The 12,855-nt window shown below is 69.0% G+C and carries 12 protein-coding genes; 6 read left to right on the top strand and 6 right to left on the bottom strand.

Annotation, left to right across the window (positions count from 1 at the left end):
• Positions 1-126 precede the first annotated feature (126 nt).
• Complete coding sequence (locus tag ACFQ4H_RS33610) at positions 127-846, bottom strand: class III extradiol dioxygenase subunit B-like domain-containing protein (protein WP_377579105.1); 720 nt, start codon at positions 844-846, stop codon at positions 127-129.
• Between the two features lie 211 nt (positions 847-1,057).
• Here ACFQ4H_RS33610 and ACFQ4H_RS33615 point away from each other — a divergent pair, with 211 nt between their 5' ends.
• The gene (locus ACFQ4H_RS33615; RefSeq protein ID WP_377579107.1) at positions 1,058-2,266 is read left to right on the top strand and encodes a DUF349 domain-containing protein; all 1,209 of its coding nucleotides are present in this window, start codon (positions 1,058-1,060) and stop codon (positions 2,264-2,266) included.
• Positions 2,267-2,339: 73 nt separating this feature from the next.
• Here the strand turns inward: ACFQ4H_RS33615 and miaB are convergent, their stop codons facing one another.
• Complete coding sequence (gene miaB / locus ACFQ4H_RS33620; protein ID WP_377579109.1) at positions 2,340-3,836, bottom strand: tRNA (N6-isopentenyl adenosine(37)-C2)-methylthiotransferase MiaB; 1,497 nt, start codon at positions 3,834-3,836, stop codon at positions 2,340-2,342.
• Positions 3,837-3,926: 90 nt separating this feature from the next.
• On the opposite strand from miaB, the gene ACFQ4H_RS33625 reads away from it, so the two are divergent.
• Positions 3,927-4,187 carry a DUF2277 family protein gene (locus ACFQ4H_RS33625; protein WP_377579111.1) on the top strand — a complete coding sequence of 87 codons (261 nt, stop codon included), beginning with the start codon at positions 3,927-3,929 and terminating at the stop codon, positions 4,185-4,187.
• On the opposite strand, the gene ACFQ4H_RS33630 is transcribed toward ACFQ4H_RS33625, so the two are convergent.
• Positions 4,136-4,618, bottom strand: a complete 483-nt coding sequence (locus ACFQ4H_RS33630; protein WP_377579113.1) for a hypothetical protein — start codon at positions 4,616-4,618, stop codon at positions 4,136-4,138. The two genes, ACFQ4H_RS33625 and ACFQ4H_RS33630, sit on opposite strands and share 52 nt — an antisense overlap.
• Before the next feature lie 263 nt (positions 4,619-4,881).
• Positions 4,882-5,895, bottom strand: a complete 1,014-nt coding sequence (gene selD / locus ACFQ4H_RS33635) for a selenide, water dikinase SelD (RefSeq protein WP_377579115.1) — start codon at positions 5,893-5,895, stop codon at positions 4,882-4,884.
• A gap of 291 nt (positions 5,896-6,186) precedes the next feature.
• Here selD and ACFQ4H_RS33640 point away from each other — a divergent pair, with 291 nt between their 5' ends.
• The 4 genes from ACFQ4H_RS33640 to ACFQ4H_RS33655 all read left to right on the top strand — a co-directional run bounded on the left by ACFQ4H_RS33640 (position 6,187) and on the right by ACFQ4H_RS33655 (position 9,583).
• Positions 6,187-6,915, top strand: coding sequence for an amino acid ABC transporter ATP-binding protein (locus ACFQ4H_RS33640; protein WP_377579126.1), 729 nt, complete (start codon positions 6,187-6,189; stop codon positions 6,913-6,915).
• A gap of 61 nt (positions 6,916-6,976) precedes the next feature.
• Positions 6,977-7,855 (top strand): glutamate ABC transporter substrate-binding protein, encoded by an 879-nt coding sequence (locus tag ACFQ4H_RS33645; RefSeq protein ID WP_377579117.1) that lies wholly within the window; start codon positions 6,977-6,979, stop codon positions 7,853-7,855.
• 43 nt (positions 7,856-7,898) lie between these two features.
• Positions 7,899-8,606, top strand: coding sequence for an amino acid ABC transporter permease (locus ACFQ4H_RS33650; RefSeq protein WP_377579119.1), 708 nt, complete (start codon positions 7,899-7,901; stop codon positions 8,604-8,606).
• Positions 8,603-9,583 (top strand): amino acid ABC transporter permease, encoded by a 981-nt coding sequence (locus ACFQ4H_RS33655; protein ID WP_377579121.1) that lies wholly within the window; start codon positions 8,603-8,605, stop codon positions 9,581-9,583. Before ACFQ4H_RS33650 ends, ACFQ4H_RS33655 begins: the two co-directional genes overlap by 4 nt.
• 274 nt (positions 9,584-9,857) lie before the next feature.
• On the opposite strand, the gene rny is transcribed toward ACFQ4H_RS33655, so the two are convergent.
• Positions 9,858-11,636, bottom strand: a complete 1,779-nt coding sequence (gene rny, locus ACFQ4H_RS33660; protein ID WP_377579123.1) for a ribonuclease Y — start codon at positions 11,634-11,636, stop codon at positions 9,858-9,860.
• Between the two features lie 488 nt (positions 11,637-12,124).
• On the bottom strand, positions 12,125-12,855 hold a 731-nt coding region (locus tag ACFQ4H_RS33665; protein WP_377579125.1), incomplete at its 5' end, for a regulatory protein RecX.

Here is a 12,855-nt window from a genome sequence, read left to right on the forward strand (position 1 = left end):
GCCCGCCCATGCCGGTGCCCCGCCCGCCCATGCCGGTGCCCCGCCCGCCCATGCCGGTGCCCCGCCCGCCCATGCCGGTGCCCCGCCCGCTCATGCTGGTTCCCCGCCCGCTCATGCCCGGATCGCTCATGCCGGTGCCCAGTTCGCGACGAAGTAGGCGACGCCGTAGGGCGCCGCGTGGTAGGTCAGCTCACCGCGCCAGGCGACACCATCGGCCCGGACCGCTCCGGCCAGCACCTGCCAGGATGCCCGGCCGGCCACCAGCAGCTCCGCCGACAACACCGGGTCGAGGCCGAGCAGGGCCTCGGTGTCCGCGCCAGCCAGGGTCGTGGCGACCCCATCGTCGTACGGCCGGGCGCGTGGATCGTCGTAACCGGGTGCCTTCTCCCCCCGGCAGGCCGACCCGTCCCCCATCACCAACAGCGCTACCCGGCGGTCGGGCTGGTCCGCCAGTGCCGCCCCGATCCGGATACACCCGTCGGTCGGCTCGTCCGGGGCGACCGCCTGCCCCAACCGCAGACACTCTGCCCCGCCCCGGTGCATCAGCCAGGCACCGATCTGCAGGCTCAACGGCAGTCCCGGCCGACCGCCGCAGTTCACCTTCGACAGGTGGATGGACCGGTCCACCCCGTACGGCCGCAGGCTGCCGTAGTCGGCGGCGCCGTGCCTGACGGTCTCCGGTCCACCGCCCACCACGTAGACCACGTCCGGTTCGGCGGCCAGCAGCCGGCCGACGGCGGCGTCGCATGCGGCGCGAAGATCGTCCAATTCCGACGCGGCCGATCCGGCGACGTCGGGCACGATCAGGGGCGGATGCGGGCAGACGGCGGCAGCGACCAGAGGCACGCCCACAACCGTAGCGGGCGGCGGGTCGACGCCCGATTCCCGCCGTACCGGCCCGGCCAAGGACACCGTATGGTCACGGTCGACGATAGGCGCTCGACGCGGACCGGGTTGGACCTGTGACAATGCCGGGGGAAACTTGCTGTAACTCGCTGCGCAGTGGCGGTGATCGCCGGGACTCCCTCGGCGACGCCGGGAGAACGAGGATGGGCACATGAGCGACTGGACTGCCTTCGGACGGGTGGACGCAGACGGCACCGTTTACGTCAAGACTGCCGAGGGCGAGCGCGTAGTCGGTTCCTGGCAGGCCGGAGCGCCGGAGGAAGGGCTGGCGCACTTCGCCCGCCGTTTCGCTGACCTGGTCACCGAGGTCGACCTGACCGAGGCCCGGCTCAACTCCGGGGCCGCCGACGCCACACATTCCCTGGCCACCGTCCGCCGGATCAGGGCGTCGCTGGCCGAAGCCCACGTGGTTGGCGACATCGACGCGCTCGTCGCCCGGCTGGACAAGCTGGCCACCATCGCCGAGGAACGGGCCGGCGAGGCGCGCGCCGCCAAGGAGGCGGCCCGTACCGAGGCACTGGCCCGCAAGACCGCCCTGGTCGAGGAGGCCGAGAAGCTGGCGGCCGAGTCCACCGGGTGGAAGACCGCCGGGGACCGGCTCAAGGAGATCCTCGACGAGTGGAAGAGCATCCGCGGCGTCGACAAGAAGACCGACGGTGAGCTGTGGAAGCGGTTCGCCGCCGCCCGGGACGGGTTCACCCGTCGTCGGGGGGCCCACTTCGCCAGCCTGGACGCCCAGCGCAAGCAGGCCCAGGGGGCGAAGGAGGAGTTGGTGGCCGAGGCCGAGGCGCTGTCCTCGTCGACCGACTGGGCGGTCACCGCGAACCGGCTCAAGGAGCTGATGGCGCAGTGGAAGGCCGCGCCCCGCGCCGCCAAGGAGGCTGAGCAGAAGCTCTGGGAGAGGTTCCGGGCCGCCCAGGACGCGTTCTTCACCCGGCGTAGTGAGGTCTTCTCGGCTCGCGACTCCGAGCAGCGCGGCAACCTGGAACGTAAGCAGGCGCTGCTGGCCGAGGCGGAGGCCCTCGACGTCGACGCCGACCCCCGGGCGGCACAGGCCAAGCTCCGGGAGATCCAGGGTCAGTGGCACGAGGCGGGCCGGGTGCCCCGCGAGGCTGCGGCCAGCCTGGACCGGCGGATGCGGGCGGTGGACGAGAAGGTCCGTCAGGCGATGGACTCGGCGTGGCGTCGTACCGAGCCGTCGGCCAACCCGCTGCTGGCCCAGATGCGGGACCAGGTGGCCGAGGCCGAGCAGCGGCTGGCCCGGGCCCAGTCGGCGGGCGATGCCAAGCGGGTCCGCGAGGCGGAGGCGGCGTTGGCCGCCAAGCGTCAGTTCCTCCAGCTCGCCGAGCAGGCCAGCTGAAGTAGTTGGGCAGGGGCCCCTTCCTATCGCGCTCTGCGTGGGAAGGGGCCCTTTCCGGTACCCGGTGTCGGGCTCAGTCGATCGAGCAGGCCGGCGCAGCCGCTGGGGGCACGGCCGGCGCACCGACCGTGGGGAGGCCGAGCAGCACGCCGGGGGTACGTGGGCTACGGCCGGCCTCGGCCGCGTCGCCGGCCCGGGTACGCCGATGGGACAGTGGTTCGCCGTCGGCGTTGAGGTGGTGTGGTGCCGCGTAGGTGATCGTGGTGTGCACGACGTCGCCGGGGCGGATCTGCCCGGCGTACGAGCCCGCGTCGAAGTGCACCAACCGACCGTCCCGGGCCCGGCCGGAGAGCCGTCCGGTCCGCTCGTCCTTGCGGCCTTCGCCGACCGCGACCAGGACCTCGACGGTCTCGCCGACCAGCTTCCGGTTCTCCGCCCAGGTGATTTCCTCGACGGCTGCGATCAGCCGCTCGTAGCGCTCCTGCACGACCTCCTTGGGCAGCTGGTCCTCCATGGTCGCGGCGGGCGTGCCGGGCCGCTTGGAGTACTGGAAGGTGAACGCGGAGGCGAACCGCGCCTCGCGTACCACGTCCAGGGTCCGCTGGAAGTCGGCCTCGGTCTCGCCCGGGAAGCCCACGATGATGTCGGTGGTGATCGCCGCGTCCGGCATCGCCGCACGTACCTTCTCGATGATCCCCAGGTAGCGCTCGGCCCGGTACGACCGGCGCATCGCCCGCAGCACGTCGTCGGAGCCGGACTGCAACGGCATGTGCAGCGAGTGGCAGACGTTGGGGGTCTCGGCCATCGCGGCGATCACGTCGTCGGTGAAGTCCTTGGGGTGCGGGCTGGTGAACCGGACCCGCTCCAGCCCGTCGATGTCGCCGCAGGCCCGCAGCAGTTTGCCGAAGGCCAGCCGGTCACCGAACTCGACGCCGTAGGAGTTGACGTTCTGGCCGAGCAGGGTCACCTCCGAGACGCCCTCGGCGACCAGTGCCCGCACCTCGGCGAGGATGTCGCCGGGGCGGCGGTCCTTCTCCCGGCCCCGCAGCGACGGCACGATGCAGAAGGTGCAGGTGTTGTTGCAGCCGACCGAGATCGACACCCAGCCGGCGTAGGTGGACTCGCGCCGGGCCGGCAGGGTGGACGGGAAGACGTCGAGGGATTCGAGGATCTCCACCTCGGCGGCGGCGTTGTGCCGGGCGCGTTCCAGCAGCACCGGCAGTGAGCCGATGTTGTGGGTGCCGAAGACCACGTCGACCCAGGGTGCCTTACGGACGATCTCGCCCCGGTCCTTCTGCGCCAGGCAGCCACCGACCGCGATCTGCATGCCGGGGTTCCGGTCCTTGACCGGGCGCAGATGTCCGAGGTTGCCGTAGAGCCGGTTGTCGGCGTTCTCCCGTACCGCGCAGGTGTTGAAGATCATCACGTCGGGCTCGGCCGACTCGGCAGCCCGCACGTAGCCGGCCTGTTCCAGTAGGCCGGAGATGCGTTCCGAGTCGTGCACGTTCATCTGGCAGCCGTAGGTGCGCACCTGGTAGGTGCGGGGGCTGCCGGGGGTTGCGGTAGTCATGACAGTGACAGAGTATCCACACCAACCGGGATCCGTACGATCCGAGGACCGCCCCGGGGACGCCCTTGCGGACCCGGACGAGGAGCCGACATGTGCCGAAGCATCCGGACGCTGCGCGAGCCGTACGTCGACGAGGTCACCGAAGCCGACATCGAGGCCGCAGCGTTGCAGTACGTCCGCAAGATCAGCGGGTTCCGGGCACCCGCCGCCCACAACGCGGCGGCGTTCGACGCCGCGGTGGCCGCCGTGACCGAGGCCACCCGGACCCTGCTGGCCCAGCTCGAGGTACGGGGTCGGGGTCAGGCCGCAGCCAGCGCCGGTACGACCGAGTCCGGTGCCCACCGGGACTGATGACACTGGGACCAGCCCCGGCACCGCTGGCTGACGTTCGTGCAGAGCCGCCGATTCGAGAACACCTCCCCGTCCTCGGTGTCGAGCACGTCGAGATGCACCGCACGGGTCATGCCGTCCGGGGCCACCAGCAGGTAGCGCCCCGGGTCGAAGGTGTCGTCCGGTAGCAGACAGTGTCGGCCCAGGCGGCGGGCGAACGCCGCGACCACGGCGGGCTCGGGTCGGCCGGCCGGGACGCCGTAGCAGTCCACAGCGGTCGGGAACTCGCCGGGCGTACGCCACACGTCGCAGAGCACGGCGTCGAGCGGAAAGCGGGCCGGGTCGGCCGCGCCGAGCGGCATCACCGGCAGGCCGAGCAGGTCGGCGAGTGCGGAGTAGATCTCCATTGGAGCGACGTGGTCGTCGATTCTCCAGTTCCACAGCTCGGTCACGCTGCCTCCTCGCCGGGCTCGAATCACTGCCCGCGAACGGGCCCTACCTAACGATGGTGCCGGGCGAACGGGGCCAGGTGGGGCTAAGTTACCTGTCTGTGACCATTTCCGCCGAAATCTGACTCTGACCTACCACTTGACACTGCTGTCAGCGATCGGCAATTGACACCCTATCGTGAGAGAACGTCCGAACTTGACATCCCAAATCCGGCGCGTTCGTCACGTTCCGTTGCGCCACGGTGGCCGTACGATGCGGCAAGCGGTCAACACACCAACACCATTTGCTCGCTTCTGGGCAGCAGCTCACCAATTACCGTTCCACTCGGAATCTCCCCAGCGACCAGCAGACCGCCGGAGGTCTGGGCATCGGCCAACAGCAACCGGTCGGCCTCCGACGTGGCGGCGAAGTCGGTCCAGGGTGAGACCCAGTCGAGATTGCGCCGGGTGCCACCGCTGACGAAACCATCCCGTACGGCCTCGCGGGCACCGTCGAGATAGGGCACCCGGGCCGACTCGATCAGTACGGTCACGCCACTGGCCCGGGCCAGCTTGGACGCATGACCGAGCAGGCCGAACCCGGTCACGTCGGTGCCGCACCGGATTCCGGCGGAGACCGCGGCCCGAGCCGCGTCCCGGTTCAGGGTGGTCATCGCCTCGACCGCCTGCGGGAAGGCGTCCCCGGTGGCCTTGTGCCGGGAGTTGAGCACCCCGACACCGAGCGGCTTGGTCAGCGAGAGCGGTAGGCCGGGCCGTCCGGCGGTCAGGGTGATCATCTCGCCCGGTCGGACCATGCCGGTGACCGCCAGTCCGTACTTGGGTCCGTCGTCGTCGACGCTGTGACCGCCGGCCAGATGACATCCCGCCCGCCGGGCCAGGTCACGCCCGCCCCGGAGCACCTCGGTGGCCAGTTCCAACGGCAGCACCCCGCGCGGCCAGCAGAGCAGGTTCAACGCGACCAGCGGCCAACCGCCCATCGCGTACACGTCGGAAAGCGCGTTGCAGGCGGCGATCCGACCCCAGTCGTACGGATCGTCCACGACCGGGGTGAAGAAGTCGACGGTGGCCACGATGGCGCTCTCCCCGTCCATCCCGACCACCGCGGCGTCGTCCCCATGGTCGAGCCCGACCAGCAGGTCCCCGGACGCCGGTACACCAGCGGGGTCGACGGCCGCCCCGGATACGCCCAGACCAGCGACGATGGCCTCCAGTTCACCCGGGGGAATCTTGCAGGCGCAGCCACCGCCCCGGGCGTAACCAGTCAGACGAAAAGGTTGCATCGGGTCGCTCCCTCGGTAACGGGTAGTTACCTCCATGTTGGGAGCATCGACCGGAAACCGCTATCAGCCGTCCCGTCCACACCCGACCCACCCGGCTGCTGCTGGGAAAACGACCAATCGGGATGCCCGGCGACGTTTCTCGTCAGCTACCCGTCGGTGTTACCGCTCCGTGACCATCTGGCTCGCTTTCCGACACGTCAACCCGCTTAGAGTTGCCCCCACTAGAGGTGGAGTACCTCGGAAATTGGCCCCCCGACAGGATGGTGGACGACGGTGACGACGGGCGACCCGCTGATCGTGCTCACGGCGGTCAACAAGTGGTACGGGCCGCTCCACGTACTTCGCGAAGTTGATCTGACGATCAACCGGGGCGAGGTCGTGGTGGTAATCGGCCCGTCCGGTTCCGGCAAGTCAACGCTCTGCCGGACGATCAACCGGCTGGAACCGATCAGCTCCGGCTCGATCACCTTCGACGGGCAGCCGCTGCCCGCCGAGGGTCGTGCCCTCGCCCGGCTGCGCAGCGAGGTCGGCATGGTGTTCCAGTCGTTCAACCTCTTTGCGCACAAGACGATCCTCGAGAACGTCACCCTCGGACCGATCAAGGTCCGTAAAGAGAAGCCGGCCGCTGCCCGCGAGCAGGCACTGGCCCTGCTCGACCGGGTGGGTATCGCCAACCAGGCGGACAAGTTCCCGGCTCAACTCTCCGGTGGTCAGCAGCAGCGGGTGGCGATCGCCCGCGCACTGGCGATGAAGCCCAAGGCGATGCTCTTCGACGAGCCGACCAGCGCGCTGGACCCGGAGATGGTCGGTGAGGTGCTCGACGTGATGACCTCGCTGGCCCGCGAGGGGATGACGATGGTGGTGGTGACGCACGAGATGGGCTTCGCCCGGCACGCCGCCAACCGGGTCATCTTCATGGCCGACGGTCAGCTCGTCGAGGACGCCCCGCCGGCTGAGTTCTTCTCCAACCCCCGTAGTGAGCGGGCAAAGGACTTCCTGTCCAAGATCCTGACGCACTAGGCGTCCGTTGCGGAGAGCACGTCGCCCCCGCGGCGGGCTCCATTGATGAAGGAGATAAGGAATGCGGATCAAGCGCGTGGCGGCGGTTGCCGCGATCGCGGCACTCTCGCTCGGCGTCGCTGCCTGTGGTGGCGACGATGCGGACGACAACACCGGTAGCGGCAGCAAGTCCTTCCCGGCCGGTAGCACCATGGAGAAGCTGAACAAGGCCCAGAAGATCCGGATCGGCACCAAGTTCGACCAGCCGGGCTTCGGCCAGAAGGGCCTGTCGGGCAAGCCCGAGGGCTTCGACGTCGAGATCTCGAAGATCATCGCCAGCGAGCTGGGCATTCCGGCCGACAAGATCGAGTGGGTCGAGGCGCCGTCCAAGGTCCGCGAAGACGTGATCGTCAACGACACGGTCGACCTGGTCACCGCCACCTACACGATCAACGACAAGCGCAAGGAGCGCATCGCGTTCGCCGGCCCGTACTACGAGGCCGGGCAGAACATCATGGTGCGCAAGGACGAGTCGGCCATCACCGGTCCGGACTCGTTCAAGGACGGCACCAAGAAGGTCTGCTCGGTGACCGGCTCGACCCCGGCCGAGGAGATCAAGAAGCACGTCAAGGACGTCGCCAGCCAGGTCGTTCTCTTCGACACCTACGACAAGTGCCGGGACGCCCTGAAGGGCAAGCAGGTCGACGCCGTCACCACCGACAACGTCATCCTGCTCGGCTACATCGCCAAGGACGAGGCCTCGTTCAAGATGGCCGGTGACAACTTCACCAAGGAGCCGTACGGCATCGGCGTGAAGAAGGACGACACCGCCTTCCGTAACTTCATCAACGACGTGCTGGACAAGATCTTCGCCGACGGTCGTTGGAAGAAGGCCTGGGACAACACCGCTGGTAAGTTCGGCGCCACCCTCGGCGCAGCCCCGACTGTCAACCGTTACTGATTAACAACTAGAAGATCTGGAAGGTGAGCGGGAAGGCAAGCGCGTGAGTGTGCTCATCGACAAGTTCGACGTATTCGCGAATGGTTTCTGGGTCACCCTCCAGATCTGCCTACTCGCCGCGATCGGCGCCCTGATCCTGGGCGCCATCGTGGCGGTACTCCGAATCTCGCCGGTGCCGCCCCTACGCGCCGTAGGCACCGCATACGTCACGATTTTCCGTAACCTGCCGCTGACCGTGGTCATGTTCTTCTCGGCCTTCGGTCTGCCGGCCCTCGGCTCAAACGCCGACTTCCTCCGTATCCCGGTCGTCGACCAGCTGTTCACCCGGCTCGGAACCGACCTACCGTACTTCCGCTTCGCGCTCATCGCGCTGGTGCTGTACACGGCAGCCTTCGTCTGTGAGGCGCTGCGGGCCGGCATCAACGCGGTGCCGCCGGGTCAGGCCGAGGCGGCCCGCTCACTGGGCCTCACCTTCGGCCAGAACCTTCGCTTCGTGGTGCTCCCCCAGTCCTGGAAGGCCGCCTCGGTCCCGCTCGGCTCGGTCATCATCGCCATGATCAAGAACTCGGCGCTGATCGGGTTCTTCGGGGTCGTCGGTGACCTGTCGGCCAGCGCCGACCAGCTCACCTCGGCCGAGGGTTTCGCCTTCATCCCCGTCGCCATCGGCATCTCGATCGGATATCTGATCATGACTGTGCCCCTTGGTCTGTACCTCGACCGCCTGGAGAAGCGTCAGGCGGTGGCCCGATGAGCCAGACCAGCGTCCTCTACGACGCACCCGGTCCGCGTCAGCGGCGGGTCACCCTGATCAGCAGCATCCTCGCGGTGGTCGTGCTGGCCGTCGGTGGCTACTTCCTGGTCTACCGGCCGCTCGACACCAACGGCCAGTTCACCATGGAACTGTGGGGTCCACTGGTCGACCCCACCAACGAGAGCTTCACCCTGGTCTGGCAACGGCTCGGCACCGGGTTCCTCCGGACCCTCACCGCCGCCGCCCTGGCCATCGTGACCTCGCTGATCTTCGGCACCGTACTGGCCATCCTGCGCATCCAGCTCAAGCACCTGTCCAAGCGCAGGTTCCCGGGTCTGGCCGCACCGGTGGCGTACCTGCTGCGCGGACTGAACCTGTTCCTCACCGCGCTCACCCGGGTCTGCGTCGAGGTCTTCCGGGGTCTGCCGGTCGTGCTCACGATCTTCTTCGTGGCCCGGGGTCTGCCGGCGTACGGCATCTCGCTCGACACCCTCACGTACCTCGTCATCGGTCTGACGATCTACAACATGGTGGTCATCGCGGAGATCCTGCGCTCCGGCATGGAGGGGCTCCCCGGCGGGCAGGGTGAGGCCGCTGTCGCCATCGGCCTCTCCTCGATGCAGACAACCCGCATGATCCTGCTGCCGCAGGCGTTCCGCATCATGTTGCCGGCGCTCATCAGCCAGCTCGTGGTGGTCCTGAAGGACACGTCGCTGGGCTTCATCATCAGCTACGAGGAAACCCTCAACATCGGTAAGCAGATCATCGGTGCGCTCGGCAACCCGATCCAGGTGTACGTCATCATCGGCGTGATGTTCATCGTGGTGAACTACTCGCTGTCGAAGCTGGCCCAGTACGTGCAGAAGCGGCTGGCCCAGGGCCGCAAGAGCAAGAACACCCCGGCACCGCCCACGCCATCCGCCGCGCTCATTTCGCAGGCGGAAGCCGGCGGAGGCGGCGTGGCTGCCGGGGTCTGACCACAGGCCACAGTTCCACGGCAGGGTGCGCCCCCGGTACGACCAGAAGGTCGTACCGGGGGCGCACTGCTTTCAGCTCCGGATACCCGTCCACCGGTCCTTCTCCGGACCCGTACGCCATCGCATCCACGGCCACGCCTCGGACAGTGGAAGCGAACCTGCGCCTCCCGCACCACGGCCGTCCTCCAGGCCCCGGTGCCGGGCCGGGAAATGGCTTCGGCCGTCCAGTCGAAACTGCACGGCCGGATCCGTCAGTGTCGGGGGATGAATCAGCTCAGCGGGCGATCTCGGTGGCCCTCGACTCACGTATCACGGTCACCCGGATCTGCCCCGGATAGGTCAGCTCCTCCTCGATCTGCTTGGCCACGTCCCGGGCCAGCACCGCCGCACCGATCTCGTCGACGTCCTCCGGCCGGACCATCACCCGGATCTCCCGGCCCGCCTGCATCGCGAAGACCTTCTCCACACCGGCCTTACCGGCAGCGATCTCCTCGATCCGTTCCAGGCGCTTGACGTACGCCTCGAGGCTCTCCCGGCGCGCGCCCGGCCGACCGCCGGAACACGCGTCCGACGCCTGGGTCAGCACTGCCTCGATGGTCTGCGGCAACACCTCGTTGTGGTGCGCCTCGATGGCGTGTACGACCTCTTCGCTCTCGCCGTACCTCCGGGCCAGGTCCGCGCCGATGATCGCGTGACTGCCCTCCACCTCGTGGGTGAGCGCCTTGCCGATGTCGTGCAGGAACGCACACCGCTTGATCGTCGGTACGTCCAGCCGCAGTTCGGCGGCCATGATCCCGGCGATGTGCGCCGTCTCCACCAGGTGCTTGAGCACGTTCTGCCCGTACGACGTGCGGTAACGTAACCGGCCGACCAGGGTGACCAACTCGTCGTGCATGTCGGTGATGCCGACCTCGACCAGCGCGTCCTCCGCCGCGCGCAGGCACAGTCGGTCCACCTCGTGCCGAGCGGCGTCGAAGACCTCCTCGATCCGGTGTGGATGGATCCGACCATCCAGCACCAGCTTCTCCAGGGTCACCCGGCCGATCTCCCGGCGTACCGGATCGAAGCAGGACAGCAGCACCGCCTCCGGCGTGTCGTCGATGATCAGGTTGACCCCGGTCACCGACTCGAAGGCACGGATGTTGCGGCCCTCCCGACCGATGATCCGGCCCTTCATCTCGTCGCTGGGCAGGTGCAGCACGCTGACCACACTCTCGGCGGTCTGTTCGCTGGCCACCCGCTGGATCGCGTCGACCACGATGTGCCGGGCCCGTTGCTCGGCGGTGCTACGTGCGTCGGCCTCGATGTCCCGGACCAGGAGCACAGCCTCCCGCTTCGCCTGGCCCTCGATGGCCTCCATCAGCTCGGTCCGCGCCGACTCGGCGGTCAGCCCGGCCACCCGCTCCAGTTCCCGACGCTTCCGCTCCTCCGCCTCGGCCAACGTCGCCTCCCGGGCAACGACTGCCGCCTCGCGGGCGGCGAGGTCGGCCGTTGCCGAGGCCAGCCGGCGGTCCCGCTCGGCCAGCCGCTCGACCTCCTCGCTGTGCAGCCGCTCCCGCTCGTCCATCCGCAGGGCCCGTCGCTCAAGCTCGGCGACCTGGTCCTTGACCGTGGTGGCCAGCAGGGCGATCTCCCGCTCACCGCTGCGCCGGGCCGCTGCCCGGACCTGGTCAGCCTCGGCTTCGGCCTGCCGATGCGCCCGGTCCAGCACGCTGTCAGCCTCGGTCCGCGCCGCATCCAGTACCCGGCGGGCCTCCGCGCGGGCCGCGCTGGCCTCGGCCTTGGCCGCAGCTGCCTCGGCTCGAGCCGCCGCCAGCTCGGACTTGGCCACGTCAGCGGTCGAGGTCGCCTCGTCGGCAGCGGTCCGTAGGGCGGCGAGAGACTGCTCCTGACGGTCCTTCTCGGCGACGAACGCCGGGTCGTGGGGTGCCGGGCCGGCCGGTGTGGTCGTGGTCAACCGACGCAGGACCCGCGCGCCGAGGACGAGCCCGACCAGTACGACGACAGCGAGGATCACGGTCGCGGTGAGCAGACCGCTGTCGAAGGCGCTCATTCCGACGCCTCGCCCCGGCTGCACGCGCCGGTGTCCCTGCCGTAGCCTGTCAAGGCCGCCTCCCCTCCGCCGTCCGGCGCCGGGAGGTCGCCCTCCTGGTGACGCGCTCTGCGGCTATCAGACGCCCGACCGAGGCGGCTGGGCCGGGATAGCAGCCATCGGCGATGCTCGCCCGAGACCGCCGGTGGCCGGGTACTGGTGACTCGCCATATCCGGACCGGCCCGTCTGGATATGGCAAAAGTGGCCGCTGAGCTGGCCAAAGTTTGTTGCCGTACTGTTACGCGATCTATGTTGTGTGGTTTGCCTGCGAAGGTCGGGTGTACTCGTTGTAGGGCGAGGCTAGGTCGCAAAGTGCCATTCGGTCAAGGAGGCATGATCAACCCGATCCAGAACTCACCGCATCGGGTCGCTTACCGCTAGCTCATGACAAACAAACCATACCGTCTGTTTCTCCACCGGCCTCCAGAGTCACCGCAACCTCGATCAACTACTCGGCCGACCGATCCGTCTCGCCGTCGACCTCCATGCCGATCAACGCGTCCGCGTCGACCTGATCTGCGAACTCGGCTGCTGCTGCGCTCTGCGCGGCCAGGGCGTCCTTGACCGCCCGGATCGCCATACCGGGCGGATAGCCCTTGCGGGCCAGCATGCCCACCAACCGCCGGAAGATCGCGTCAGGTTCCCCCCTGGCGGTACGAAGCTTACGGTCCACCAACGCCCGAGCGGTGGCCGCCTCGGTCGACTCGTCCAGTTCCCCGAGCGCCTCGCTGGCGATCTCTCCATCGACGCCCCGCTGTCGCAGCTCGTTGGCCAGCGCCCGCCGGGCCAGTCCCCGGCCCTGGTGCCGGCTGCTCACCCAGGCCCGGGCGAAGGCCGCATCGTCGACCATGCCGACCTCGTCGTAGCGGTCGAGAACCCGCTCGGCGGTCTCCTCGGAGATGCCCCGACGGGCCAACGCCGCAGCCAGCTCGGCCCTGGTGCGTGGCCGTACGGCCAACTGGCGCAGGCAGATCTCTCGGGCCTGCTCCGCCTCGTCACGTGGCGACAGCGGCTCGTCGGCCGCCGCCGCCCGACGGGCGGCACCGGGCGGCCAGTCGGTCGGTTCGGTGGGGTCCTCGGTCGGGAAGCCGTCGCCTGCGGCGCGGGCACGCCGCGAGCGACCGGTGGAGGCAGTGCCCGGTCGGGGGGGGGGCGCCGCCCCGCCCCCCCCCCCCCGGG

The organism is Micromonospora sonneratiae (assembly GCF_042679305.1).
Taxonomy (GTDB): Bacteria; Actinomycetota; Actinomycetes; order Mycobacteriales; family Micromonosporaceae; genus Micromonospora_H; species Micromonospora_H sonneratiae.